General features: G+C 59.6%; 26 protein-coding genes. 14 read left to right on the top strand and 12 right to left on the bottom strand.

Going from position 1 to position 25938, the window contains the following annotated elements; translation table 11 throughout:
- Positions 1-62: 62 nt before the first annotated feature.
- The 3 genes from maiA to hmgA are packed head-to-tail and all read right to left on the bottom strand — an operon-like array spanning position 63 to position 3321.
- The gene (gene maiA / locus AACY31_RS21500) at positions 63-698 is read right to left on the bottom strand and encodes a maleylacetoacetate isomerase (RefSeq protein ID WP_339477928.1); all 636 of its coding nucleotides are present in this window, start codon (positions 696-698) and stop codon (positions 63-65) included.
- A 10-nt stretch (positions 699-708) separates the two neighbouring features.
- Complete coding sequence (gene fahA, locus AACY31_RS21505) at positions 709-2013, bottom strand: fumarylacetoacetase (protein ID WP_339477925.1); 1305 nt, start codon at positions 2011-2013, stop codon at positions 709-711.
- Positions 2014-2016: 3 nt separating this feature from the next.
- The gene (gene hmgA, locus AACY31_RS21510) at positions 2017-3321 is read right to left on the bottom strand and encodes a homogentisate 1,2-dioxygenase (protein ID WP_339477922.1); all 1305 of its coding nucleotides are present in this window, start codon (positions 3319-3321) and stop codon (positions 2017-2019) included.
- 151 nt (positions 3322-3472) lie between these two features.
- Here hmgA and AACY31_RS21515 point away from each other — a divergent pair, with 151 nt between their 5' ends.
- Positions 3473-4294: an IclR family transcriptional regulator gene (locus AACY31_RS21515; RefSeq protein WP_339477919.1), complete on the top strand. Its 822-nt coding sequence runs from the start codon at positions 3473-3475 to the stop codon at positions 4292-4294.
- Here the strand turns inward: AACY31_RS21515 and AACY31_RS21520 are convergent.
- The 4 genes from AACY31_RS21520 to AACY31_RS21535 form a co-directional block, all read right to left on the bottom strand.
- A complete protein-coding gene (locus tag AACY31_RS21520; protein ID WP_339477917.1) occupies positions 4259-4960 on the bottom strand; it encodes a hypothetical protein in 702 nt (233 codons plus the stop codon). The genes AACY31_RS21515 and AACY31_RS21520 overlap by 36 nt on opposite strands.
- A gap of 129 nt (positions 4961-5089) precedes the next feature.
- Positions 5090-7642 (bottom strand): helix-turn-helix transcriptional regulator, encoded by a 2553-nt coding sequence (locus AACY31_RS21525; RefSeq protein WP_339505058.1) that lies wholly within the window; start codon positions 7640-7642, stop codon positions 5090-5092.
- A 322-nt stretch (positions 7643-7964) separates the two neighbouring features.
- Positions 7965-9332, bottom strand: a complete 1368-nt coding sequence (locus AACY31_RS21530; protein WP_339477911.1) for a DUF1329 domain-containing protein — start codon at positions 9330-9332, stop codon at positions 7965-7967.
- Between the two features lie 22 nt (positions 9333-9354).
- Positions 9355-11148: a DUF1302 domain-containing protein gene (locus tag AACY31_RS21535; RefSeq protein ID WP_339477908.1), complete on the bottom strand. Its 1794-nt coding sequence runs from the start codon at positions 11146-11148 to the stop codon at positions 9355-9357.
- A gap of 630 nt (positions 11149-11778) precedes the next feature.
- On the opposite strand from AACY31_RS21535, the gene AACY31_RS21540 reads away from it, so the two are divergent.
- The 4 genes from AACY31_RS21540 (at position 11779) to AACY31_RS21555 (ending at position 15190) form a co-directional block, all read left to right on the top strand.
- Positions 11779-12225 carry a hypothetical protein gene (locus tag AACY31_RS21540; protein WP_339477906.1) on the top strand — a complete coding sequence of 149 codons (447 nt, stop codon included), beginning with the start codon at positions 11779-11781 and terminating at the stop codon, positions 12223-12225.
- Between the two features lie 66 nt (positions 12226-12291).
- Positions 12292-13893 (top strand): S-type pyocin domain-containing protein, encoded by a 1602-nt coding sequence (locus AACY31_RS21545; protein WP_339492504.1) that lies wholly within the window; start codon positions 12292-12294, stop codon positions 13891-13893.
- A complete protein-coding gene (locus AACY31_RS21550) occupies positions 13890-14156 on the top strand; it encodes a hypothetical protein (protein WP_024616606.1) in 267 nt (88 codons plus the stop codon). The genes AACY31_RS21545 and AACY31_RS21550 overlap by 4 nt, the downstream gene beginning before the upstream one ends.
- A 269-nt stretch (positions 14157-14425) precedes the next feature.
- The gene (locus AACY31_RS21555; RefSeq protein ID WP_339478244.1) at positions 14426-15190 is read left to right on the top strand and encodes an N-acetylmuramoyl-L-alanine amidase; all 765 of its coding nucleotides are present in this window, start codon (positions 14426-14428) and stop codon (positions 15188-15190) included.
- A gap of 44 nt (positions 15191-15234) precedes the next feature.
- Here the strand turns inward: AACY31_RS21555 and AACY31_RS21560 are convergent, their stop codons facing one another.
- From AACY31_RS21560 to AACY31_RS21575, 4 genes are all read right to left on the bottom strand, one after another.
- Entirely contained in the window at positions 15235-16146 is a 912-nt protein-coding gene (locus tag AACY31_RS21560; RefSeq protein WP_339477898.1) for an SDR family oxidoreductase, read from the bottom strand.
- Positions 16147-16392: 246 nt separating this feature from the next.
- Complete coding sequence (locus tag AACY31_RS21565; protein WP_339477895.1) at positions 16393-17295, bottom strand: alpha/beta fold hydrolase; 903 nt, start codon at positions 17293-17295, stop codon at positions 16393-16395.
- Complete coding sequence (locus AACY31_RS21570; RefSeq protein ID WP_339478243.1) at positions 17295-18053, bottom strand: class II aldolase/adducin family protein; 759 nt, start codon at positions 18051-18053, stop codon at positions 17295-17297. Before AACY31_RS21570 ends, AACY31_RS21565 begins: the two co-directional genes overlap by 1 nt.
- A gap of 161 nt (positions 18054-18214) precedes the next feature.
- Entirely contained in the window at positions 18215-18670 is a 456-nt protein-coding gene (locus tag AACY31_RS21575; RefSeq protein ID WP_339477893.1) for a flavodoxin, read from the bottom strand.
- A 155-nt stretch (positions 18671-18825) separates the two neighbouring features.
- On the opposite strand from AACY31_RS21575, the gene AACY31_RS21580 reads away from it, so the two are divergent.
- Both AACY31_RS21580 and AACY31_RS21585 read left to right on the top strand, forming a co-directional pair.
- Positions 18826-19299, top strand: a complete 474-nt coding sequence (locus AACY31_RS21580) for a PAS domain-containing protein (RefSeq protein ID WP_339492503.1) — start codon at positions 18826-18828, stop codon at positions 19297-19299.
- A gap of 54 nt (positions 19300-19353) precedes the next feature.
- Positions 19354-19959 (top strand): hypothetical protein, encoded by a 606-nt coding sequence (locus AACY31_RS21585; RefSeq protein ID WP_339477889.1) that lies wholly within the window; start codon positions 19354-19356, stop codon positions 19957-19959.
- On the opposite strand, the gene AACY31_RS21590 is transcribed toward AACY31_RS21585, so the two are convergent.
- Positions 19956-20915, bottom strand: coding sequence for a MerR family transcriptional regulator (locus tag AACY31_RS21590; RefSeq protein WP_339477886.1), 960 nt, complete (start codon positions 20913-20915; stop codon positions 19956-19958). The genes AACY31_RS21585 and AACY31_RS21590 overlap by 4 nt on opposite strands.
- 222 nt (positions 20916-21137) lie before the next feature.
- Here AACY31_RS21590 and AACY31_RS21595 point away from each other — a divergent pair, with 222 nt between their 5' ends.
- The 7 genes from AACY31_RS21595 (at position 21138) to AACY31_RS21625 (ending at position 25868) form a co-directional block, all read left to right on the top strand.
- A complete protein-coding gene (locus tag AACY31_RS21595; RefSeq protein WP_339505059.1) occupies positions 21138-21707 on the top strand; it encodes an antibiotic biosynthesis monooxygenase in 570 nt (189 codons plus the stop codon).
- A gap of 209 nt (positions 21708-21916) precedes the next feature.
- On the top strand, positions 21917-22627 hold the full coding sequence (folM, locus tag AACY31_RS21600; RefSeq protein ID WP_339477880.1) for a dihydromonapterin reductase: 711 nt from the start codon (positions 21917-21919) through the stop codon (positions 22625-22627).
- Positions 22628-22647: 20 nt separating this feature from the next.
- A complete protein-coding gene (gene folE, locus AACY31_RS21605; RefSeq protein WP_003205453.1) occupies positions 22648-23208 on the top strand; it encodes a GTP cyclohydrolase I FolE in 561 nt (186 codons plus the stop codon).
- Complete coding sequence (gene folX, locus AACY31_RS21610; RefSeq protein WP_014340149.1) at positions 23209-23589, top strand: dihydroneopterin triphosphate 2'-epimerase; 381 nt, start codon at positions 23209-23211, stop codon at positions 23587-23589.
- A 97-nt stretch (positions 23590-23686) separates the two neighbouring features.
- The gene (locus AACY31_RS21615) at positions 23687-23983 is read left to right on the top strand and encodes a DUF1244 domain-containing protein (RefSeq protein WP_003205454.1); all 297 of its coding nucleotides are present in this window, start codon (positions 23687-23689) and stop codon (positions 23981-23983) included.
- Positions 23976-24314 carry a HopJ type III effector protein gene (locus AACY31_RS21620; RefSeq protein WP_339477877.1) on the top strand — a complete coding sequence of 113 codons (339 nt, stop codon included), beginning with the start codon at positions 23976-23978 and terminating at the stop codon, positions 24312-24314. Before AACY31_RS21615 ends, AACY31_RS21620 begins: the two co-directional genes overlap by 8 nt.
- A 303-nt stretch (positions 24315-24617) precedes the next feature.
- Complete coding sequence (locus AACY31_RS21625; protein WP_339505061.1) at positions 24618-25868, top strand: 2-aminoadipate transaminase; 1251 nt, start codon at positions 24618-24620, stop codon at positions 25866-25868.
- Positions 25869-25938 lie beyond the last annotated feature (70 nt).

Genomic DNA, 25938 nt, shown 5'->3' on the forward strand with positions numbered 1-25938 from the left:
ATCATTGTGCCTGCCCCATTGCGATCGTGAGCAGGCTCCCCACAGGGATAAGAGACCCGCCCTTATGGAGTATCCGGCTGATTCGCCGGGTGCGCCTGCTGGAACGCCGCCTGCCCAGCCGCCAATGCCGCCACGCGACGGACCCGCGGATACGCCAGCAACGAAATATTGAATCGCTCGGCGGCGTACACCTGCGGAATCAGGTACACGTCCGCCAGCCCCGGCACTGCACCGAAGCAATAGCCGTCGTCGCCAATCAACTGCTCCACCGCTGCCAATCCCTGGCTGATCCAATGCCCGATCCACTCCGTCACCTGCGTTTCATCGTGGCCCCACTGCCGCAGTTTGTTGAGCACGCTGACGTTGTGCAGGGGGTGAATATCGCAACCGATCAGCGCGGCGACGCCACGCTCATGGGCGCGCACCGCCAGGTCTTCGCTGAGCAGCGGCACCTGGGGATAGCGCTCCTCCAGGTATTCGATGATGGCGGGCGATTGCACCAACAACGCACCCTCATCAGTGCGCAACGCTGGCACCCGGCCCTGGGGATTGATCGCCTGGTAGGAGGGTTGGCGATGCTCGCCCCCCGCCGGTGCGATCAGGTTGACTGGCAGCGCCTGGTAATCCAGGCCTTTGAGCGCCAGCGCAATACGCACCCGATAGGACGAGGTGGAGCGATAGTAGGTATAGAGTTCCATGCCCTGCCCCTCAACGCGCCGGCAGGATCTTGCCCCGGCACTCGCCGAAGCCGATGGACGCCGAACCCTCGCGGCGGCAACGGGCCCGCAAGATGATTTCGTCACCGTCCTCGAGGAATCGACGCACTTCGCCAGACGCCAGTTCGATCGGTTTTTTACCGCCGTCGGTGATTTCCAGCAGGCTGCCGAATTGATGGTTTTCAGGGCCCGACAAGGTGCCCGAGCCGAACAGGTCGCCGGCCTGCAACAGGCAACCGTTGACGCTGTGGTGCGCAACCATCTGCGCCACGGTCCAGTACATGTATTGGGTGTTGCTCAGGGTCAGGCGCAGGGCCGGTAGGTTTTGCTCGCTCATGGCCTCGGTCAGCAACAGGACTTCCAGTTCGATGTCGAAGGCACCGCCGGCCTGGTCACGCTTGTCCAGCAGATACGGCAGCGGTTGCGGATCGCCTTGCGGGCGCGCCGGTTGCGGGCGACGGAACGGCTCCAGGGCTTCAGCCGTCACCACCCACGGCGAAACACTGGTCAGGAAACTCTTCGACAGAAATGGCCCCAAGGGCTGGTATTCCCACGCCTGGATATCCCGGGCAGACCAGTCGTTGAGCAGGCAGAACCCGCCAATGTGCTCGGCGGCATCGCCGATGGGGATCGGTTCACCCAGGGCATTGCCCTTGCCGATCCAGATGCCCAGCTCCAGCTCATAGTCCAGTCGCGCACACGGGCCAAAGGTCGGCTCGGTCTGACCGGCTGGCAAAGTCTGGCCCTTGGGACGGCGTACGTCGGTGCCGGACGGGCGAATGGTCGAGGCGCGGCCGTGGTAACCGATGGGGACGTATTTGTAGTTGGGCAGCAACGGATTGTCCGGACGGAACAGCTTGCCGACATTCTGCGCGTGCTCGATACCGACGTAGAAGTCGGTGTAGTCGTTGATCCTGGCCGGCAGGTGCATTTGGCAGTCGGCAGCGAGGAGCAACAGTTTCGCGCCCTGGGCTTCGACCTTGCAGCGCAGGGGGCTGTCCTCGCGCAGCAGTTCCAGCAGTCGTTCACGCAGGGCAACCCGGGCGCCGCGGCCCAGGTCGAAAAAGCCATTCAACTGACCGTCGGCCATGGCCTCGACAGCTTGGCGTGCCGCGCCGTCAAACAAGCCCGCGTGCAGCGCCGCCTGCAGATCGAAAATCCGCTCGCCAATCGCCACGCCACTGCGCAGGGCACCGCCATCGACACTGAAGATGCCCAATGGCAGGTTCTGCAACGGGAAGTCCGCATGGCCATTGGCACTGGCGACCCAGCTACGGGCAGGGGAAAGTTGAGTCATGGGTTATCTCCGGGTCGGGTCGAACGTGACAGGCAGCGAGGCCCAACATGCATCGTAGTCGGTTTGCAGTTGCGGGCAATCCAGGGCGAAACGGCTTGGACGCAGCACCTGGCTGGTCTCGAACATGAACGCCATGGTGTTGTCGATTTTCGCCGGCTGAAGATTGGCGTTGATCGCCTTGGTACAGGTTTCGCCGTCCGGGCCATGGGCACTCATGCAGTTGTGCAAGGACACGCCGCCCGGCAGGAAACCTTCGGCCTTGGCATCGTAGGCGCCTTGGATCAGGCCCATGAATTCGTTCATCAGGTTGCGGTGGAACCACGGTGGACGGAAGGTATTCTGCGCCACCATCCAGCGAGGCGGGAAAATCACGAAATCGAGGTTGGCCAGGCCGTGGACGCTGGTGGGCGAGGTCAACACGGTGAAAATCGACGGGTCCGGGTGATCGAAGCTGACCGTGCCAATGGTGTTGAAACGGCGCAGATCATATTTATACGGCACGTTGTTGCCGTGCCAGGCCACCACGTCGAGGGGCGAATGATCCAGCTCGCATCCCCACAACTCACCGAGGAATTTTTGCACCAGCGTGGTCGGTTGCGCGAGGTTCTCGTAATGGGCGACCGGCGTCAGGAAGTCCCGCGGGTTCGCCAGGCCATTGCTGCCGATTGGCCCGAGGTCCGGCAGGCGCAACGGCGCGCCATGGTTTTCGGCGAGGTAACCACGGGCCTGCGGGTCGAGCAGTTCAATGCGAAATTTCAGGCCCCGGGGCAGCACGACGATTTCCAGCGGTGCCAGTTCCAGCACGCCCAGCTCGGTGGCGATCCGCAGCCGTCCCAGTTGCGGCACGATCAGCCACTCACCGTCGGCATTGAAAAACACCCGCTCCATGGAGCGGTTGGCCCGGTACTGATAAAGGCTGATGCCGGCCGGTTTGTCCGCACCAGCATTGGCCGCCATGCACACCAGTCCGTCGATGAAATCAGTGGGGGCGGCGGGGATCTCCAGCGGGTTCCAACGCAGGCGATTGGGCGTGACTTGGCCCAATGGGCCGCCCGCCAATTGCCGTTCGAGCTTGGTGAAGGCCGGGTGATTGGCCGACGGCCGGATTCGATACATCCAGGTACGCCGCGCTTCGCTGCGAGCCATGGTGAACGCCGTGCCGGAGAACAACTCGGCATAAAGACCGTACGGGGCTTTCTGCGGCGAGTTCTGGCCGACGGGCAAGGCGCCGGGCAATGCCTCGCTGGCAAATTCGTTGCCAAAGCCTGATTGGTAAGCCAGGCCCGACGCTGTGGAATCGAGGTTCATGGAGCCTCCTGGAATGCGGCCCGCCACTCACCTGAGTGGTTGAGGCGCACCGGGTTATTTTTATCGTAATTTGATTACGCATAACGTAATTTGCTCGACGGCGACCGTCAAGCTATAAAGACGCCCATTCGCCTCTGGACCCAGCGCCTCCATGGAAACCCCGCTCAGCAACGGTAAACAGAAAGTCCGCTCGGCCGAAGTCGGCACCGACATCCTCAAGGCCCTGGCCGAGTTGTCGCCCTCCACGTCGCTGTCGCGGCTGGCCGAACACGTGCAAATGCCGGCGAGCAAGGTTCATCGGTATCTGCAGGCGTTGATCGCCAGCGGGTTCGCCGAGCAGAACGCCGCCACCAACCACTACGGCCTGGGCCGCGAGGCCCTACGCGTAGGCCTGGCAGCGCTCAACGGCATGGACGTGCTGCAAGTGGCCGCCCTGCCCCTGGCCGAATTGCGCGACGACTTGAACGAAACCTGCTTCCTGGCGGTGTGGGGCAACCATGGCGCGACCGTGGTACGCATCGAACCCGCCGTGCGGGCCGTGACCGTGGTGACGCAACTGGGCTCGGTATTGCCACTGCTCAGTTCGTCCACGGGGCTGGTGTTCAGCGCTTATCTGCCAGAGCGCGAGACCATCGGCTTGCGCGAGCAGGAAGTGCAAGGCACCGAGCACCACGCCCTCGCCGACGATCGCGCTTATGCCGCGTTGTGCGAACAGATTCGCCGTCGCGGCCTGCACCATGTGCATGGCTTGCTGATGCCGGGCGTGGATGCCTTGTCCGCCCCGGTATTCAATGCCGTCGGCGAGGTGAAAGCGGTGATGACCATCGTCGGTCCGACCTCGCTGTTCCACGCCGACGAAAACGGCCCGGCGGCGCAACGCCTATTGGCAGCGACCCGGGCCGTGAGTTGGCGGATGGGGTATGCAGCGGGTCCAGGATCAGCCCAGGAAGTCCGGGACAATTTTGATCAGTAAATCATTGAGGTGAGCGGGGGCGAGCAGCGGATGGAGATGACGATCTTCGCCGCTGAAGGCAACCCTATAAATACCCTGGTGATCGCCTTGGCAGTGATAGGGAATTTCATTATTGCTGAGATGGCCCAGTAAATAGTCGACCAGCGACTCAGAAGAAGACACCACTCGCTCGCCGGTGTCATAGGTTACAAAACCCGTGACGTAGACTGTATCCAGATTGACCTCGAGCAAATGCACTTTCAATGCGCCATGAACGTCCTCAGCGGACAATGGCATGATGGAACGCCAGGATAAATCCATTGAAGGTTTTTCGGTCAGGCTGGTGACAATGTTCCCTACGATTTTTTCAAACGTTATTAAACTTAGCGCCTTGATACGGTCTTGCGTGGCAAAGGAATAACGCTTGCTGAAAATGTTACTGACGCCTTGCGTATAGTGGGGCATCTGTTGTTTTTCAACCCAGGCCAGCGCCTCATCGAACAGGGTTTCGGACGACCCCACTTCAGGATTCGGAAAAGCGGCCAATGTATTCAGGTAAGTGCTGGACGGGCTGACGCCCAGTGCTTCCAGATAACGTCCCAACAGCACCTGCACGGCAAAATCCACGCGAGTATTCTTCAATGCGAGCAGTTTTTCAGAGTAAGAAGAAAATAACTGAGTATTCATAAACATCCTTGTCATGTCATGGTCGAACTTCCTGTTCGAACCGTCGACTCAGTTATACATCAGCCAACCCCATCATAGTAAAAAGACAAATGTAAGAACGCGTAAAGATGACCACCTGTTATTTTCAACCTAGCTCATCATCCCCATGACTTTTGCCTTCGCGACCGCTTGAGTACGCCGTTGCACCCCCAACTTGCTATGTATACGACGCGCATGGGTTTTTACGGTGTGCAACGATATGAACAACTGTTCGGCAATTTGTTGGTTTGAATGACCTTGTGCAATCAACTCCAGCACTTCAAGTTCCCGGTGACTGAGCAAGGTCTCTTCGGCGCCAGCCGCCGACGGTTCGATGGGCTCGACCGATTGCGTCCCCCGCAACAGCTCAGGTTGGCGCAAACGCAACTCACGCAATGCCTGCTGCGCCCGATAACAGGCAACTCGCTTGAGCCCCTCTTGCAGGAGCGTGTGAACCTGGCAACGATCGCGGGACAACCAGATCACTTCAACCCGCGCCAGCTGCAATTCGGTTTCCAGCCCATGCATTTCCAACTGCTGCGCCTGAGCGATCATTGCCTCCAGGCGAGCCCGCGGGTCCCGCTCCAGATGCAGGTAGACCTCGGCCAGCACCAGCAAATATTCCAGGCGCGGAATCAACTCCAGTGTCGCAGGCGGCGCGTGCTTGGCCTGCGGCCCGCGAAAATGCCGCAACACGCGGCTCAGGGCTTCATGGGCCAGCTCCGGGCGCCCTTGCTGCAACCAGAACTGACAGCTGGTTTGCAGCAACACACCGCGGTACACCGTGTCAGGGATGTGCCGCTGCTGCATGATCCGCTCGGCATCGCGCAGTTGCATGAACGCCTCACCGTAGTCGCCTTGATTGGCGGCCAGGGTCGCTTTACCGAGAAAGCCATAGAGCACTTGCTTGTCCTGGCTAAGCAGGCCGCTTTCCAGGCCGGTTTGAAACTGCTCAGTGGCCAACTCGTCAAACCCCATGCGCAATGCCAGGCGCCCACGCCGCAGGGCAATACGTCCCGACAACGCCGAAAAAACCTGGCCTGGCTGATCGAGCAATGCCTGGACTGCGCTCAACAGATGATCGGCCCGATGGGGAGCCCCACGCTGCTCCAGTACTTGGGCGTGATCCAACTCCAGCAGCCCTTCAAACACCAGCGAGCCATGGGCCCGCGCCAGGCATAACGCCTGCCGGTTGATCCAGTGGGCGCAAGCCAGTTCCCCCTTGAGCAACGCTTGCTGCGTCAGCCCTGACAGGCACAGCAGTCGTAAGGCCCAGGCTTCTGGTTCCAGGCTGGCCTGGGCCTGGAGGAAATGCTCGCGTGCCGGCTCGCCATCGCCCGAGAGGTGCAACAGCCACCCCCGCAAGACCAGCCAGCGCGCCAACACCTGGCGCTGCCGGCAAGCCTGAGGTTGCGGCACAAACCTGGCCAATTGTTCGATGCACGCCGAAGCCTGATCGAAGCGCCCGGCGAACAGCAGGGCCGCAGTCACCAACCCGACCGATTGCGGCGTGCCGAACATCAACGCTTCACCTTGTTGGTCATGCAGCTTCAGCAACAGCACCACGTTGTTGCGCTGCAATACGTGCTCGAAGTTCAGGTGCTGCAAAAAGCTGACGGCGTTCTCAAACTCTTCAGCCAACATGGCTTGCTCGAATGCCATCTGCCAGTCCTGCTCGGCGGCGAACCACTGGCAGGCTCGCCGATGCCAGGAGCGCCCCTGCGGCCAGGGTTCTTCACGTACCAGCCGGGCCAGGGCCGGGAAGATTTGCAACCAGTCCGACGTCTGCTCCCATGGTTCGATGAAACATCCCAGTTCCACCAACAAGGGCAAACACTGCGCGCCCACGGTGTCGCCGAACAGGTGCTCGCACAACCGGGCATTGAAGCGCGGCAGATGCGCCAGCACACGCCAGGCCTGCGCCAGGTCCGGGGTCAGCGTACTGAACAGTTCGTACTCCAGGTAGTCGACCAGGGTCCCCGGCCGTCCCGGCGTTACATGACTGCGCGCCCATTCGCAACGCTCAAGCAGCGTGATGCGCACCCCGGCACACCAGCCGCCACTGCGCTGAATCACCTCGCGGGCAGTACGGGCGGCCTGCGGGGCGGGCAGATGACGCAGCAATGGCAGGACATCGTCGCAGGTGAAGAACAACGCCTGCGCATCGAACTCGTGCAGCTCGTCATCGAGCAACAGCCGCGGCCAGTTGCAATGGGGACGGCGACGGCCGTTGAGCCACAGGTGCAACGCCGGACTGCTGGTGTTCAACAGACGGTCTAGCAATTGGTCCAGTTCGGGATTTGGCACCCGGCAGTAATCATCCAGGAACAACCAAGTGGGTGTCTGCAAACGCGCTAGGTGGGCCAGCAGTCCCGCTTCATCCAACATCGGCAGCCCGAGGGTCTGGGCCAGGCGCTCACACATTTGCACCGCGCTCAGCGCCGCGCCCCCCAGTGGCACCCAATGCAGCTGACACCCGTCGGGCGCCTGCAGGAAGCACTCGGCGAACAACGCACTCTTGCCGCCGCCCGCTGGCGCACAGAGCAGTTTTACCCGCGCGTCGCAAGTCAGCAGCGGCTCGCTCAGGGACCGTCGCGGCACGTGCGTCGAGGACAGGCGAGGCAGCAACCCTGGGCGGTCCGGACACGGCGTCATGGCGGTCATGAGTGAAGTTCCTGTTTATTGTTATCTCACCACCCTAGTCCTGTGTCGCCAAGCTTTGGAGAAGTATTCAGCGCGCTGATTGGCGCCCATAAAAAACGACCGGCAGGAGCGCTGCCGGTCGTCAACAAATCTCAAGCCAGAGCTTGCTTCCGCTGGCCGTAGGAGCTGCCGGAGGCTGCGATCTTTTGAACTTTTGATCTTTCGCTTTAGATGCAAGTGTCTTTGGAAAGATCGCAGCCTCGTTGCACTCGACAGCTCCTACACAGCTCCTACACAGTTCCTACATCCCAGCAGGGCCAAGCGCCCTCGCTGGGGGGCCTCACTATCGAACCCCAGTCGAACGCAGCGCTGCCGGTGTGTAGTCGGCGGCCCTGGCTTCGAAGCCGTACTCGTAGCTGTGTTTCTCTTCGTTCTTCATGCCCAGCGCGATGTAGCGGCCGGCAATGATGTCGTAGAGCGCCTCAAGGGTGTAGCCCGGGTTCTGATGGTCGTAGTAGAACTGGGCATGACCTTCGGCCACCCGCCACAGTTGGCCGCGACCGTCGTAATGATCCACCAGCGCCGCCTGCCAGCTGTCCTCGTCGAAGTACATGTGGCGCTTGGCATAGATGTGCCGCTCGCTCGGCTTGACCGTGCCGACCACTTCCCAGACCCGGTGCAATTCATAGCGAGTCAGGTCCTGATTGATGTGGCCGGCCTTGATCACATCGTCGTACTTGAGGCTTGGCGAATCGAGCTTGTAGCTGTTGTACGGGATGTACATTTCCTTCTTGCCGATCAACTTCCAGTCGTAGCGGTCCGGCGCACCGGAAAACAGGTCGAAGTTGTCGGAGGTGCGCAACCCGTCGGCGGCGGTGCCCGGGCCGTCGTACGCCACTTGCGGGGCGCGGCGCACGCGGCGCTGGCCGGCGTTGTAGATCCAGGCCAGGCGCGGCTCCTTCACCTGATCGAGGGTTTCATGCACCAACAGCACGTTGCCGGCCAGGCGCGCCGGGGCGGTGACCGACTGCTTGAAATACGTCAGCACGTTGCTGGCCTTTTCCGGGTTGACATCCTTGATCAGGAACGGCACGGCGATTTCTTCTTCGAAACGGATCGGCGTGAAGCTGCCATTGGTCTGCGGGGTGGCCTGGATGATGATACGTCGCAGATTGCCACCATGATAGCGGGTGACGTGATTCCACAGCACTTCCACGCCGCTCTTGGGAATCGGGAACGCGTAGTAGCGGTTACCGGTGAAATTGGCCAGGCCATTGCCGTCGTTGATCGCGTTCACGTTGAGGGCGCTACGCTTGGCCGACTCGTAGATTTCCGGCGGCAGGCCCACGCTGCGGTGGGTCGGATAGACCGGGATCTTGTAGGTTTGCGGGTAGCGCTTGAACATCGCGACCTGACCTTCGGACAGCTTGTCCTTGTACTTGTCCACGGTGGCGGCGGTGATGGTGAACAGCGGTTTTTCGTTGGCGAACGGGTCGGCCAAAAAGCCCTTGCTGTCCACGGCGCCGGCGTTTTTCGGGATGCCGCCGGTCCAGGCCGGAATCGAACCATCGGCATTGCCGGCTTTTTCCGCGCCCAATGGCGTAAGGCTGGTGCCCAGTTTGTTCGCTTCCTCCGGCGAAACCGCCGCCATCACGTTCACGGCCAGCAGGCTCAAGGCCAGGGCACCGCATTGCAGGATCATCTTGCGCATTGGGTTTTCCTTGTCAGCCAGATCAGAAGTTCACGCCGAAGCTCAACGCGAGGAAGTCGCGGTCTTCGAGAACGTTGTAATCGCCGCCAAAAAAGTCGGTGTAGCTCAGGCTGGCGGTGTAGGTGTTGCGGTAGTCGGCATCGACACCGACGCTGATAGCCTTGGCGCCTTCGTTGAACAAGCCGTTGGGACCGTAGCCGGCCACATCATGAGACCAGGAAACGTTGGGCTTGAAGTTCACGCCACCGATCACGTTCGCGTAGTCGAGAATCGCCCGGGCGCGATACCCCCAGGAAGTCGAGGTAACGAAGCCATCGGTGGCGCCATTGAACCCGTATTGGCCATAGACCGAATCGCGGCCGTAACGCAGTTTGTCCTTGGACTCCAGCCCGCCGACGTGCACCACCGCCGCCTCACCCACCAGCGTCAAGCGTTCGGCGCCCAGTACCTGATCGACAAAATGCGTCAGGGTGCTCTGGACCTGGGTGATTTCCTTGCGCCGGTAGCCGGTGTTGTCCGCCCCGGCCGAGGTCGCGATGGGTGAAGCCGCGCCACCGGCAATCGGGTTGAGCAGCGCCAGGGTCAAGTCGTTGGTGTTGAGCTGTACCGGCGCATTGGGGCGATAACTGATTTCCCCGGTCCATGCGGTGCCGGTGGGCAGCGTGGTGGCGAAACTGGCACCGTACAGGCGAATGTCTTCGGGGTATTCAAGGTAATACTGGCCGCGTCCCAGCATGACGCTTTGCGCCAGGCCCGCACCGCTGCCGGGGGCCAGGCCCTCGGCAATCGCGACCATTCCCGGCAACGCCGACAACGTCGAGAACCCCGCCGTGGTGGTCCCGACGGTAGGCGTGCGGCTGTGGTAATTCATGAAGTACAGGCCGTACTCAGTGTCATCGCCGAGCCAGCGCAACGCCGTGCCCCACTGGCCCGAGTCGCGGGCGTCGCGGTCACCGCCGCGGGGGATGATCACCCCTTCGCTGGACACCTGGATGCCCTGGCCGAATGCCTCGGTCAAGGGCACGAACGGCGCAATCGCCGGGCTGCCCACGGTGTAGCCACTGGTGCAACCATCGGCCACCACATCGTTGCCGAAGAACGTGCCACAGTTATCCACAACCGTCTGGTCCCACTCCAACTGGTAGAAACCTTCGATGGTGAGCTTGTCGGTCAGACCCTGGGACGCGAACAGCATGTTCACCGGGATCAGGCCTTCCTTGATCTCCGCACCGGGGCGACGGAACGCGGACACGTCCACCGGGTTGATGCTGTTGATGGAGTTGCCGATGAAGGTACTTTCCCCCCAACTGACCACCTGCTTGCCGGCGCGCACCGTGCCCGGCAAATCGGCGATGGAATAGTTGTGATAGACGAAGGCATCAAGAATCTGCGCCCCTGAGGACTTGGCGCCTTCCTTGCGATTGCTGTCGCTGATGTCCTTGAACGGACGGCTTTCGTCCTTGAGTTCGAAGTCATACCAGTACTTGCCGCGCACAAACACGCCGGTATCACCGTACTTGAGTTCGAGGTCGTGCAGGCCTTTGAAGATTTTGGAAAAGGTCTCGCCTTTCTTGAAATTCAGCCGTCCATCATCACCCGTGGAGGATTGGCCCCGACCGCCGTTGACCGTGCCGATGAAATCCTTGTCTGCATCGCGCATGCCCCAGCTCGCGCCCACGGACAGCGAAGAGTCGAACTGACCCTCGATCTCGCCAATGTTGAATGAAACGGCCTGCGCCTGGGCACAGCAACCCATGGCCACCGCAACGGCCAGCGCCTGCGGATTGAAGATGGCGCGCATTGTTATTGTTGTCATGCGTCTTCCCCGGTGAGTGACAGAGGCTTCACCCTACTGCCGCACGCCATGGGCGATAAGCGCACCAAGGAGGTATTCGCGTTGTACCTAAAAAGGATTACTGCCCATGCGGGGCGGGCCTCTGCGTCGAGCATCGACGGACTGGATGATGGGTTATCAGCCGCGCGCATATTCATCACAGCCCTCGCGACTGTTGCGGCCCCCGTAACGGTGCATGTCCGAATCCAGGCTGTTTCCCGAAGCACTCGATCCTTATGCTGGCGGGGCTTTCAGGGCAACGGGCCTGCAAGCCCAAGCCGCCACGGCATCCCTCACGCCTGGCGCACCGTCCTTCGGATGGATTGGCGCATCGATCCATCATCCCGTGTTGACCGACGTTGATTTGTAGCTCCTTTGCAACGTCATGTTTAGGCCGCTGCTTTTTGCAGCGGCCTTTTTTATGTGGGGTTATTTCTCAGGTGAAATTTCTCGATTCCTACAACACCCTAGGAATCTCTCACCTGTCCGGCTTATGTGATCGAATTTATAGTCTTCTTCGTTGCCTGGATGGCGACTGACATAAGTAGTCATGAATGATGGCAAATACTGAATACATGACGATATCACCACGTCAATCGAAAGGGATTCGATATGCAGCAAGAGAAAAATATTCTCGTAAATAGAGGCATACCCCGTACACCTTCGTCATCTTCTGGATTCGGATTTAGCGCCAGGGGAGTGTCAGGTCCCGACCACGCCGATCGCGCCTATGACGCAGTTTATTATGCTTTTGAGTGGCTGAATGACAGCAATGAATCTGTTGAAGAATGCTTTAAAAAAAACATTAAAAACATCACTTATATAATCGAAGCCGAGCTCGTAAAAGCAAGATTAGCGGTTCGGGGCACGACACCACTTAAAATCGACGCTCTCGACATTGAGTTACGCGCACTTAAGCTGCAACTATCCAAAGCAAGGACAGATCATCAACAACAAATAAAAATTGCCAATCTTTATTATGGCTACGATCCACTTACCCACAAAGCCCGACACCCTTCCTATGGAGGTTTCGAACTCCACGGTCGTCGCGGCGGGTAAAGGGGTTATTACAAAGCAATAGCTGAATAGAATGTCTCTTACGCAGCAGCTTACCAGGCAAAGTTCTTGGCTGAGCAGATAAAGCTGTTGGATATTCGCTTAGCCACACAGAACAAAGCCATTGACAACGCCAAGGCAAAAGCGGCGGCCGCGGCAAAAGCCACTGCCCAAGCAAAGGCCCAGGCCGAAGCCAAACGTGCGGCCGCCGAGAGAGCACGCAAGGCAGCCGAAGCCGAGACTAAACGCGCAGCTGAAGAACGAGCGCGGCTGGCGGCAGAGGCGCGACGTCTGGCCGAAGAACAAACACGGCTGGCGGCAGAGGCTAAACGCCTGGCCGAAGAACAAACACGGCTGGCAGCAGAGGCACAGCGCCTGGCAGCGGCTGCGAAAGCCGCAGCTCAGGCAAAAGCCCAAGCTGAAGCCAAACGCCTGGCTGCGGAGGAGACACGCAAGGCAACCGAAGCCGAAATCCGACGCACGGCCGAGGTACAAGCCCTGCGCCAAGCCCTGTCTGGTCGCTCATTCCCCATGCTGGGCGCGGCAGCCGGCGCCGGTCCGGTATTCGCCATCGCTGGCAGCACCTTAGCCACAAGCCCGGCAACGACCCTAGCCATCCAGGCTGCGCTACGAACCGCGATCACCATGGTTGTCGAGTCGGCCTCCGTAGTAGCCGCGCCAGCTTTGGCAGGGTTTGCGGCACTGTTTTATTCGTCCGAACTGGGCAACGGTGACCTCTACGCCTTGAGCGTCCCGCTTTCGGAGCTCATACCGGACAAATCCGACAATTTGCACGCCATCGCAGCAGCCCAGGGTGAGATCAACCTGCCTCTCGCCATTGGTTCCAGAACAATGGGCAACAAAACAGAGTATGTCGTAACGACCACTCACAGTGCGCCGACGTTATCCAAAGCATACGTACAGTTCGCCACGCTTGATTCACTGGGTAATTTTTACCGTTCCATAAGTCCGGACGCCGCGTCTAGCAATATTATCTGGACGCCCATAGTGAAGCCGAATGGCGCGTCTACATCGCTGCCCGCCAGCGTGCCGAACACGGTCCCTTACACCGGCGCAACCCCGGAGGCGGTCGCTGGACGAATCGATACGCACCCGGAGTTTGATCTCTACAGTTTTGGCGGCTTCGTTACGGTGTTCCCGCCCGAGTCGGGCATTCCACCGATCTATACCGTCATTAACAGCCCTTATGAGGGCGCCACTGCCAAAGGTGAGCACAGTGGACGTGATTTCAATCCAGAGCAGGCCGGTGGGCCTATTCTGGAATTGGATTGGGGGACCGCGACCGTCACTCAACAAGGTTTGGAAGCGGTAAAACTACATATCTCACGGCTTAATCAATCCGATGCGAATGACGTGATGGTCAAACGGCTTGAAAACATTCTGAGTGGCAATATCGATATCACCGATACAGATCGACGGTACTACACTCATGAAATGAGAGAACTCGAAAGATTTCGATCCCTTGGGTTGGCTGATGACTTTTCGCCCGAGCCAGGCTCGCCAGTTTGGAACAATGCCCATACCGCAACGCTCGAAGACTTTAAAGTCCGCGATCACGAATCACTACTTTATACTCCGGAGGCCTTAGCAAAAGCAGACCTACAGGACGAAAGAGATTATCAGAAGTTTTTGAAGGAGATGTCGCAATGAGCACTGTCGAGCAAATAGTTAAGAACGAGCCTTTGGAAGAGATCGTCACTGTCTTTGCGTTACTGAAGCCCCATCGTCAGTTGGACATGCTGATCAGGCGCCACAATCGTGAGCTCATACAACACGGCGAACTTGAAAAAACCTATAAAAACCTGTTCGAGGCGGGAATATTGACTGGTGGTGAAAAAGGTTTGTGCGCCAAAGGGCCAAACTGGAAAGCACCGAAATTCGTACTGGAAAAGAGGTACACTGAATCTAGTTGATCCAACTAGACATCACGCAGCGGCTCATCAAAAAAATCTTTACCCCTAAACCTTCTAAAATTCCGCATAGCCGCTGCACAGTTTGCAGCGGCTATTGGACATCGCCTTACGCATCTTAACGCTCATCCAATAGACTTAATCCCATTCATCAAAACGCCCGTTCCTACAACAAAGCCAGAATCCAACTACGCGCACATAAAAAATCCACTGTTACGCTGAAATCAATCGCAGTATTTCGCTTCGATTTATTGACCAGTGAGTTACAGAGAATGCAAATAAACAATACAAGCTATCGCTCAAAAAAAGGCTATAACAGCCGCGTTCGCTTTTTAGTCTTTCATTACACCGCCGGCAACTTCGCGTCGTCCATCAATGTACTGACAGGCCCATCGGTCAGCGCCCATTACCTGATTCCCGACTTTAGCGACCCCACCTATTTGAAAACAGGTTTCAGGGAACCGCAGATTTTCAACCTGGTGGACGAAACCCAGCGGGCCTGGCATGCAGGAGTGAGCAGTTGGGGTAATCGCAGCAACCTGAACGACACCTCGATTGGCGTTGAAATCGTCAATCTCGCCACGGATAACCAGGGGCAGTTCACCTTCCCGCCTTATACGCCCGAGCAAATCGAGGCGATCGAATACCTGGCGTTGAACATACTCAAGCGCTATCCGGACATCAGCCCGATCAATGTGGTGGGGCATTCGGACATTGCGGCCGGGCGAAAGAGTGATCCTGGTCCGATGTTCCCTTGGCACGCGTTGTATCTCAAGGGGATCGGCGCCTGGTTCGATGACACTACTCAAAAGACTTTTTTGCAGGCTTACCAAGCCAACGGAATCCCGCTTCGCGAACAATTGCTCGCACTGTTCAAAAAATATGGCTATGACACCTCGGCGGCCACGACAAGTGCTGGCTTCCAGCGCCTGGTGCGGGCTTTCCAGTTGCACTTTCGTCCGGCCAGATATGACGGAGTGATGGACATCGAGACCGCCGCGAACCTGGCGGCCCTAGTGAAAAAATACTTTCCATGAGCACGGTTACCGCGACTGACGGCAACCGGCCCGGGCAATGAAACCTAAATGGCGTGGCGTTGCAGGTTCGCCATCATTTCTTTCAAGGCTTCCAGGTTGTCATTCGGGTGTACCGCATCCTGGAAATCGCAGATCTGCTGCCAATGGGCGGCGACGTCTTCGGGCGAAAAGCCTTTGCGTGGATCGAAACCCGCGCCCAGGCTGCGTTCCCAGCGCACCTTGCCCATCCAGCCGCCGCCCACTTCGAACAGGCCGGAGGTTTCCTGGCAATTCTCACTGGCCAGGTACACCACCAACGGGCTGACGAGTTCGGGCTTGAGTTGTTCGAATACCTGCGGTGGGATCAGGCCTTCGGTCATGCGGGTGCCGCCGGTGGGGGCGATGGCATTGACCAGGATGTTGTTCTTACGGCCTTCGATGGCCAGGGTCCGCGTCAGGCCATAAAGGCCAAGCTTGGCCATGCCGTAGTTGGCTTGGCCGAAGTTGCCGTAGATGCCGGAGGTGGAAGCGGTGAAGATCACCCGCCCATAGTTTTGCTCGCGCAGGTGCGGCCAGGCGGCGCGGGTCACCTTGTAGGCGCCCTCGACGTGGACGCGGTAGACCAGGTCCCAATCGGCGTCGTCCATTTTGTGGAACGTCTTGTCCCGCAGGATCCCGGCGTTGTTGACCACCACATCGACGCGACCGAACGCGTCGAGGGCATTTTGTACCAGCTTGTCGCCATCGGTCACCGAGTCGTGGTTGGCCTCGGCGATGCCGCCCGCCTCGCGGATTTCGGCGACCACCCGGTCTGCTGCCGAGGCGTTGGCCCCTTCCCCTTGGGCCGAGCCGCCAAGGTCGTTGACCAGCACTTTCGCGCCTTGCCTGGCGAACAGCAGCGCATGGGCGCGTCCCAGGCCACCGCCGGCTCCCGTGACGATCACGACTTTATCTTCGAAGCGCACAGACTCACTCATGGCAGAACTCCAGCAGGCGGACAGGACAATGGGCACGAGTGTCCGGCACAAGTCGGCCGGTCACAATCAACACGGTTGCAAGTGAATGGTGAACGATAAGGTGAGGGGATGATGCAGGCCCAAGCCGCAGCGGCCCATTCGATTTGCCTGTTGGCAGAAGCACCGCTTTCGCGAGCAGGCTCGCTGCCACATGGTTTGGGGTTGTCGTCAATCCTGTGGGAGCGGGCTTGCTCCCACAGGGTGTCGTCATGAACAGGCCATTTGTCTGCGCGGTGCGACGATGGCTTCGCGAAACGCCAGGTAATGCTTGAGCACCTGCACCGGTGCCTCGGTGTGAGGGTAATGACCGATGTCGGGCAGCAACACCGTGTCTGGGTTTGGAATCAGAGCCTCGTAGCGCGCCACCATGTGTTCACCGGAAATCGGGTCGACTGCGCCATCGATCACCCGCAACGGCACGTCGCCACGTTGCATCGCCTGTACCCAACGATCACGCTGCACATGACGTTCGGGAATATAGGCAATGAGCTTGTGCATGATCCGCGGACCACGATGGGCTTCTACCAGGCTCCAGAAATCATCCAGTTCGCTTTCAGTCGGGCCGGTCCCAGGGCCGAAAATCTGCCGAAAGCTACTGACCAGGCTTTCCCGGGAGAACGCTCGCCCCAGCAGCCACCCCAGGGGGCTGAGCAAGAGTTTCTGGGCCCAGACCGGACGGTGGGTTTCCGGGAACAGGCCGCCATTGAGAAAAACGCAACTGGCAAGCTGGATGCGCGCTTCGTAATGCCGCGCCAGCAGCTCCTGGGCCACGCTGTCGCCGTAATCGTGGGCCAACACATGCAACGCGCCCCGCACATTCAGGTGCGCCAGCAAGGCCTGCTGCAAATCGGCCTGCTCCAGCAGGCTGTAGACGTGATCCGTCGGTTTGGCGGAGTCGCCGAAACCGAGCATGTCACAGGCGATCACCCGGTAGCGTTGCGCCAACGGTTGCCACAGGTAATGCCAATCCCAACTGGCGGTGGGGAAACCGTGGATCAGCAGCAGCGGCTCGCCCTGCCCCGCCACCCAGTAACGGATGGCATGACCACGGAACATGAAGACCTGGCTGCGCTGGCGCCAGATACGCAGGGGAATCTGGGCCAGGGGCATCAACTGCTATACCCGGTGTCTTGTTGATCGAGCTTGCGCAACAACGCCGGCCAGGCCAACGCGCCGCCCATGCCCTGCGCGCTTTTGGTCACCCCGGCGATCATCGCCCGGGCGCCAGCCAGGATCTGTGGCTTGATGGCAATCAGTTCGGCCCCGCCGTTCTGCGCAAGGACCTGGATGTCGCAGGCCCGTTGAAAGGTGAACATCATCAGGAAGGTATCGGCGATGGTCCCGCCGCAGGTCAGTAAGCCATGGTTGTGCAGCATCAGGAAGTTGCTCTCGCCCAGGTCCGCCTGCAAGCGAGCCTTTTCTTCGTGATTCAAGGCCACCCCTTCGTAGGCGTGATAGGCCAGGCTCGACAGCACGAACAGCGATTGCTGGCTGATCGGTAGCACTCCCTGCTTCTGGGCCGATACCGCCACGCCAGCGGCGGTGTGGGTGTGCAACACACAGGCCACATCATCGCGCACCTCATGCACCGCGCTGTGGATGGTGTAGCCGGCCGGATTGATCTCGTAGGGGCTGTCCATCAACTTGTTGCCGGCCTGATCGACCTTGACCAGGCTCGAGGCGGTGATTTCATGAAACATCATCCCGAACGGGTTGATCAGGAAATCCTCGGTACCGGGAACCTTCGCGGAAATATGGGTGAAGATCAGGTCATCCCAACCATGCAGCGCAACAAGCCGATAACAGGCGGCAAGGTCCACCCGGGTTTGCCACTCGGGCGCACTGATCTGATCCTTGATGCTGAGCATCGTGTGAAGGGGCGCTACGCTCACGGCTCTGACCTCTGGTTTCTTGTTATATGTCTCGTTCGAAAACGTCGTACGCAAGAAAATCAGTCTAGTCAGCTCTTTCAGGGGCGGTAGTTGCGTTGGCAGCCAGCTTACTGGCCGAACGAGTCAGCCCATCCGCTTCAAGGGCGCAACATGTCGATCAACTCAGCAAGCCATGGCTCGGCGTCGGTTTCCGGCGTGACGCTTTCGCTGGCATCCAGACGCAGCATCGGCAGCACCTCACGTACGCCCAATTCGACGAACAGCTCGCACATCTGCTCGCCACCGGCGCAGAAGGTGTCCCCATAGCTGGCATCGCCCAGACCGATCACAGCGCCAGGCAAACCGCGCAAGAACCCGGGCAACTGGTCGCGGATGACCGAATACAACGGCATCAAATTGTCCGGCAACTCACCCATACCGGTCGTAGAAGTCACTGCCAGCACGGCCTCTGGCGCGAATGCCTGCACATCCGCCAGGGTCGCACGAGGGTCGTGCCAAGTTTCGAAGCCTGCCTCGCGAAGCAGTTTGGCGGCGTGCCGGGCGACTTCTTCGGCGGTGCCATACACCGAGCCGGAAAGGATGGCGACTTTCATCAATCTGATCCTGAACCTGAAAAAAAGAGTCGGGATAGTAACAGTTGCACCTGTCAGGCTGCGAATGGCTCTCATCAGCCCTAATAGCCAGTGGACAGCCTATCGATTTCTTTTAGAATGCAGATTCAACAAGGACGTTTCAAAGGGCTATCTCCATGATCAACGCTCAACTGATGCAACTGGTCATCAATGCTTCGAACGACGGGATTGTCATCGCCGAAAAAGAAGGTGATGACAACATCCTGATCTACGTGAACCCGGCCTTCGAACAATTGACCGGCTATCACCGCGACGAAATCCTTTATCAGGATTGCCGGTTCCTGCAATCAGGGGATCGGGACCAAGCCTCTCTGGGACCCATTCGCCAAGCCCTGCAAGAGGGCGGTGGCTGTCGTGAGGTGTTGCGCAACTACCGTAAGGACGGCACGCCGTTCTGGAATGAGCTGTCCTTGTCCACAGTCAAAAACCAGGCTGACGGACATACCTATTTCGTGGGTGTGCAAAAAGACGTCACGACTCAGGTCAAGGCTCAACACCGCGTCGCACAGCTGGAAAAGGAGCTGGCCGACGCGCGGGAGACAATTGCCCGACTCGAAGCGACGAACGGTTCAAACAAACCCACGAATTAATGGTCAGTCACTACAATCACCAGTGAACACGTAAATTATCATTTCGAGCAGATCATGCAGCGCGATGCCCTCCTGACGCAGGATGAACTGGATTTCATCCGGACCATGCAACACAACCCGCAGTTGAACGAGCGGGATGTCACGTCGAGCTTGCTGGTAAACGGCGGGTCGCAGATCCGTGACTTGCTGACACGCCTAGCGGCAAATGAGCAGGTTACGCTGCAAGCCAACTTCGAAAACCAGCAAATGACCTTTCCGCTGCATCTGGTGGAAGACGAATTCCATGCGATGCATCTGCGCTTGGGTGTGCCGAGCATCTATGAGGATGGACCGAAGATACGCCCATGGCGCCTGACGCTCGAAGAATCGGTGGCGTTGGAAAATATCAAGGGTCAGCCGGGACCGCTGTGGGTCCACGAAGTCTCCTGCAAAGGCGTATTGCTGGAGAACCGCAGTCGGGCCAAACCACCGAAGCAGTTTGCCTTGTGGTTCAGCCCATCAGGCTACGAGAGAATTTCGTTGCGAGGCACCTTTGAACGGGAAACCGATCGTGGTTTGTTCGCCTACCACCTGAGCCAGAATGATCAGGACGAGACGGAGCGCCTGCGCCAGTACATCCTGCAGCAACATCGCCTGACCCATCCTTCCATGCATCTCTAGGTGTCGAGGTTGCCTGCCAGAAATTGACGCAGGCGCTGGCGCATCACTGTCCCCTCATTCCCCAGGCAACCGATCGACGATCCAACCAGGCTCTCCTGTGCCAGATCGGATGCATCACCGGCCAGCATCAACGGGCAATCCAGGCTCATTGCCAATTTGCCCAGGCGCTTGGGCAAATCCGGGACCGGCGCATGATTGGAAACCAGCACCAATGCCAGCGGCTGGATCTTCTGGCACACCAGGGTCAGCTCGTTGAATGGCAGGCCGATCGACAGCGCCCTGACGCCCACATCCGCCTTGGAGAGGAACAGCGCCGCGACCAGCAACTCCAGCTCACGGCATTGGCCGGCAATGGCGCAGACCAGGACACGCGGCGCCCCAGCTTCGCGCTTGAGCAAAAGCCGCTGGATGATGCGCGAACGCAGGAACCCATCGAAAAACACCCATTCGCTGATTTGCCCGAACTCTGGCTGGCGATACAGCATTTGTCGCCAGAGCGGCATCAGGATGTCCTGGAATACGACCGACACGGTGTAGGTGGAAAAGACCTGCCCATAGACGCGATCCAGTTCGACATCGTCGAAGTTGCCAATCGCGTCCGCCACCTGTTGCTGCCACCGCGCGTGATCGGCCCTGACCAGATCGGACGAGATCAGCGTGGAGACCGGTTGCACCGACTCGGTTTTCGCCAGGATCTTTCCCACTTTGCTGACGGCCACTCCACGCTCTATCCAAGCCAGGATACTGCGCACCCTTTCAACATCGCTCAACGAGTACAGGCGATGCCCGCTTTCGGTGCGGGTAGGCTGGATTAAACCGTAGCGCCGCTCCCAAGCGCGCAGGGTCACGGGATTCACACCGGTCAGGCGCGCGACTTCGCGAATGGGAAACAGATCTTCCCGCACCAAGGCACCTGACGCCTGGAAAATGAAGTCATCTTCTGTGATTACACTCATTTTGGCAGACAATTCCGACTGGCAAATTGGATCCTAGTTTACCCCGCCCAGGACATGTCATAACAAGGATAAACGTATTCGATGGGCGATTTTGTTGTTTACGCCCAATCAGGAATAATCCTTGCCTGCTTTTTGGCGACCAGACGCTACCCACCACCCCCGGGGGCGTCCCCCCGCGAACCTCCTACCCGGAGTGCCGCGCCTGTCTTACGGAGATACATAATGTCTACCTCACCCGTCACCCTGATGGTTGCCCGCCGCGTCGCCAATGGACGCTATCAGGATCTGATCGCCTGGTTGCGCGAAGGCGAACAACTGGCAACCGACTTTCCCGGCTACCTGGGTTCCGGCGTACTCGCGCCACCGCCCCAGGACGATGAATTCCAGATCATCTTCCGCTTTGCCGACGAGCAGACGCTGCACGCCTGGGAGCACTCAGCCTCCCGCACGGCCTGGCTGGGACGGGGCAGCGATCTGTTTGCCCATCCCACCGAACACCGGGTGCGCGGCATCGATGGCTGGTTCGGCGCGGTCGGTCAGCGTCCGCCACGCTGGAAACAGGCCGTGGCCATCTGGCTGGCGTTCTTTCCCGTCTCGTTGTTGTTCAATTTCCTGTTGGGACCGCTGCTGGGCGAACTGGACCTGTTGAGCCGCGTGTTCGTCAGCACGCTGCTCCTGACGCCACTGATGGTCTACCTGTTTATCCCGATGTCGACCCATCTGCTGGCGAACTGGCTCAACGACACGTCGCAGCGAACGTTGCCGGCCAAGCCGTTCACACAGAATCGGTGATGCTGCCAGCCTTGGCAGCGGTCTCTGTGGGAGCGAGCCTGCTCGCGATAGCGGTGTGTCAGGCGATATTGGTGTTGGCTGACCCAGCACATCGCGAGCAGGCTCGCACACAGTGGAATACGGCGATATATCCGCTGGATTAGCCATCAATAGGTACACACTACCCGTCGCTGTTATAGTTTTGCTCTTGCCGTGAACCGAGTCGTCCTATGTCCAGCGCCAACGCTCCGATCCTGATCACTGGCGCAGCCCAGCGCGTCGGCCTGCATTGCGCGCGGCGATTGCTGGAAGACGGGCAACCGGTGATCGCGACCTATCGCACCGAACGCCCAGGCGTGCAGACGTTGCGAGACCTGGGCGCGGTCGTGCTGTTTGCCGACTTCTCCAGCGAAGCTGGGGTCCTGGCCTTTATCGAACAACTCAAGCAGCACACCGACCGCCTGCGGGCTATCGTGCACAACGCCTCGGCCTGGCTGGCCGAGGGCCCGGGCAGCGAAGCGGCGGCCTTCAACGCCATGTTCGGCGTGCACATGCTTGCGCCTTACCTGATCAACCTGCACTGCGCCGAACTGCTGCAGCGTTCAACCCCGGCGGACATCGTGCACATCAGCGATGACGTGACCCGCAAGGGCAGCGCCCGGCATATCGCCTATTGCGCCACCAAGGCCGGCCTGGAAAGCCTGACCCTGTCGTTCGCGGCGAAGTTCGCCCCGGCGATCAAGGTCAACGGCATCGCCCCTGCCCTGCTACTGTTCAACCCCGAAGATGACGCGGCTTACCGCGCCAAGGCCCTGGCCAAGTCCGCGCTGGGTATAGAACCTGGCAGCGAAGTGATCTACCAGAGCCTGCGTTATCTGCTGGACAACCCTTATGTCACCGGCACGACCCTGACCGTCAACGGCGGGCGGCACGTCAAATAGCCTTGTTTCGAGGATGCACCATGACGCTATCCCTGCCCCAGAACTACCGCGAGATCCTTATAGGCCTGGGGGAAAACCCCGAGCGCGAGGGTCTGCTCGATACCCCGGTCCGTGCCGCCAAGGCCATGCAGTACCTCTGCCATGGTTATGAACAAAGCGTCGAGCAGATCGTCAACGGCGCGTTGTTCGCCTCTGACAGCGATGAAATGGTGATCGTCGCCGACATCGAACTCTATTCACTCTGCGAACATCACCTGTTGCCCTTCATCGGCAAGGCCCATGTGGCTTATATTCCTACGGGCAAGGTCCTGGGGCTGTCGAAAATCGCCCGGTTGGTGGACATGTTCGCCCGCCGCCTGCAAATTCAGGAGAACCTGACCCGGCAAATCGCCGACGCGGTGCAGCAGGTCACCCAGGCCGCCGGCGTGGCGGTGGTGATCGAGGCCCAGCACATGTGCATGATGATGCGCGGTGTCGAAAAACAGAACTCGACCATGAACACCTCGGTGATGCTCGGCGCCTTTCGCGACTCCAGCACCACGCGCCAGGAGTTCCTGCAATTGATTCGACGGAGCAATTAAATGCCACAACTTCAGCCAGCCATGGCACGCATCAAGGTCAAGGACCTGCGCCTGCGCACCTTCATCGGCATCAACGAGGATGAAATCCTCAACAAGCAGGATGTGTTGATCAACCTGACCATCCTCTACGCCGCCCAGGAAGCGGTGCGCGACAACGACATCGACCACGCGCTGAACTACCGCACCATCACCAAGGCGATCATCGCCCACGTGGAAGGCAACCGCTTCGCCCTGCTCGAACGCCTGACCCAGGAATTGCTCGACCTGGTCATGGCCAACGAATCGGTGCTGTACGCCGAGGTCGAAGTCGACAAGCCCCACGCCTTGCGATTTGCCGAGTCGGTGTCGATTACCCTTGCGGCAAGCCGGGCGGCTTCGTAGCCGCTACTGGCTTCAAGCGGTAAACTTCAAGCCTGATCAACGCCATCCAATTTGCAGCTTGAAGCTCGCCGCTTGCAGCTGCCCGTCAGGAAACACCATGAACGACCAACAACGCCTCGAACTCGAAGCCGCCGCTTTCCGTCGGTTGGTTGCCCACCTGGACAGCCGCAAGGATGTGCAGAACATCGACCTGATGAACCTCGCCGGCTTCTGCCGCAACTGCCTGTCCAAGTGGTACAAGGCCGCCGCCGATGAACGCCAGGTCGAGGTCAGCCTCGATGACGCCCGCGAAGTGGTCTACGGCATGCCGTACGCCGAGTGGAAAGCCCAATACCAGAAAGAAGCCAGCGCCGAACAACAAGCGGCGTTCGCCAAAGGAAAACCCGATGCTTGACCTTGCTACCCTGCGTACCCGCCTCAAGAGCGGCGAACATGCCTTCGCCGACACCCTGGCCTTTATCGCCGCCGGCTACGACTACCAGCCCCAGGCCTTCAACAACGGTGGTGTGCAAAACGCCGCCGGGCAGAACGAAGGCTCGTGCAAGACCCTGGGCCTGGCACTGCTCGAAGGCTTGAGCGATGAAGAGGCGCTCCTGGCGTTCGGCGAACATTACCGTTCGGTGCTGGCCACGCCTGAAGGCAGCGATCACGGCAATATCCGCGCGCTGATGGCCCATGGGCTGGCCGGTGTGACGTTCGAGGCACAGCCGCTGCAACGGCGCTGATCGACCTGCTTTTTGTGGCGAGGGCTCCCGCAGGACTCTGTAGGAGCTGGCAAAGCCTGCGATCTCTTGATCTTTCACTTGAGACTCAAGTGTACGGGCAAAGATCGCAGCCTCGCTTCGCTCGACAGCTCCTACAAGCCCAGCGGGAGCAAGCTCCCTCGCCACGGGCTGCACACCCCAAATAAGCGGCACCTCACCACATCCCAACTTTTAAGATTGACCCGGCCACTTTATTTCGTTTGCCGGCCCCCTCTGCTCGCGGCTTAGATAACGCAAATTTCTCCATCGTCCGAGCCGTCATCCATGAGCAGCGAAACCATCAGCCAATCGATCTCCATCGTACATCCCATCAGCCTCAGCCACGGCAAGAATGCCGAGGCCTGGGATACCGACGGTAAACGCTACATCGATTTCGTCGGCGGCATCGGTGTGTTGAACCTCGGCCATTGCCATCCGCGCATTGTCGAGGCAATCCGTGAACAGGCCACCCGGCTGACGCACTACGCATTCAATGCCGCGCCCCACGCCCCCTACATTGAATTGATTGAGCGTCTGGCGGCGTTTGTCCCGGTGGATTATCCGGTCAGCGGCATGCTCACCAACAGCGGCGCCGAGGCGGCGGAGAATGCCTTGAAGATCGTACGCGGCGCCACGGGCCGTACCGCCGTGATCGCGTTTGATGGCGCCTTTCACGGCCGCACCCTGGCGACCCTCAACCTCAACGGCAAGGTCGCGCCTTACAAGCAGAAAGTCGGCGTACTGCCCGGGCCGGTGTATCACCTGCCGTACCCCAGCAAGGACAACGGCGTCACCGGCGAAGAAGCCTTGAAGGCCATGGAGCGGCTGTTCAGCGTCGAGATCGACGTGAATGACGTGGCCTGTTTCATTGTCGAACCGGTGCAGGGCGAAGCCGGCTTCCTGGCGATGGACGTGCCCTTCGCCCAGGCCCTGCGACAGTTCTGCAACGACAAGGGCATTGTGCTGATCATCGATGAGATCCAGTCCGGCTTCGGCCGCACCGGCCAGCGTTTTGCCTTCTCCCGGTTGGGCATCGAGCCTGACTTGGTCCTGCTAGGCAAAAGCATCGCTGGCGGCGTGCCCCTGGGGGGAGTGATGGGACGCAAGGCGCTGCTGGACAACCTGCCCAAGGGCGGCCTCGGTGGCACCTACTCAGGCAACCCCATCGCCTGCGCCGCCGCCCTGGCGACCCTGGATGAAATGACCGACGCCAACCTGCACGCCTGGGGCTCGCAACAGGAGGAGGCGATCGTCAGCCGCTACCAATCCTGGCGCAACCGTGGGCTGACGCCCTACCTCGGCCGCCTGACCGGCGTCGGCGCGATGCGCGGCATCGAGCTGACCCACGCCGACGGCACCCCGGCCTCGGCACAACTGACGCAACTGCTGGCCCTGGCGCGGGAATCGGGCTTGCTGCTGATGCCCAGCGGAAAATCGCGGCATATCGTGCGGCTGCTCGCGCCGTTGACGACCGAGCCGGCCCTGTTGGAAGAGGGGTTGGATATTCTGGAAGCGTGCCTGGCGAAGCTGGCCTGAAAATCAGAACGCTGAGAGTTGAAGCGATGACTAATTAAGAAATTTCCGCCGCGAGTAGGCGAATTTATAA

Origin of the sequence: Pseudomonas sp. RL_105y_Pfl2_101, assembly GCF_963970585.1 — a bacterium.
Classification (GTDB): domain Bacteria; phylum Pseudomonadota; class Gammaproteobacteria; order Pseudomonadales; family Pseudomonadaceae; genus Aquipseudomonas.